Source organism: Mesorhizobium sp. M5C.F.Ca.IN.020.32.2.1 (genome assembly GCF_004023105.1).
In the GTDB taxonomy this organism is placed as follows: domain Bacteria; phylum Pseudomonadota; class Alphaproteobacteria; order Rhizobiales; family Rhizobiaceae; genus Mesorhizobium; species Mesorhizobium wenxiniae.
This window is the reverse complement of sequence record NZ_RZSX01001597.1, coordinates 1-562: the sequence shown is the minus strand read 5'-3', so window position 1 is coordinate 562 and position 562 is coordinate 1. Positions and strand designations below refer to the sequence as shown.

Here is a 562-nt window from a genome sequence, read left to right as displayed (position 1 = left end):
GCGCATGAGCGGCTGGTCTACGAGGCGCTGAAGAACGCGCTGCATGCGCGCGCCGTGCCGTCGCAGATGCTGCTTTTGCCCGAGATCGTCGATCTGCCGGAAGAGGATGCCGAGCGGCTTGCCATGCATTCCAAAACGCTGGCCCGCTTTGGGCTCGCCGTCGAGCGCTTCGGCCCGGGTGCGGTCGCGGTACGCGAGACGCCGTCGATGCTCGGCGAAACCAATGTCCAGCAGCTGGTGCGCGATCATGCCGACGAGATCGCCGACAACGACACGGTCGACACGCTGAAGGAGCGGCTGGACAAAATAGCCGCGACCATGGCCTGCCACGGCTCGGTAAGGTCCGGCCGCCTGCTCAAGGCCGAGGAGATGAACGCGCTGCTGCGCCAGATGGAGGCGACGCCGGGGTCTGGCACCTGCAACCATGGACGGCCGACCTACATCGAGCTGAAGCTTGCCGATATTGAGCGGCTGTTTGGACGGCAGTGAAGGACCCCAGGGCGCAGACCCCCACCCGGACCTTCGGTCCGACCTCCACAAAGGGGGAGGTAGGGAGCCAAGC

Annotated in this window: 1 pseudogene; it reads left to right on the top strand. The window is 66.0% G+C overall.

Annotation, left to right across the window (positions count from 1 at the left end):
- Positions 1-489 (top strand): annotated as a pseudogene (locus EOA86_RS37665) (DNA mismatch repair protein MutL); the annotation flags it as partial.
- Between the last annotated feature and the right edge of the window lie 73 nt (positions 490-562).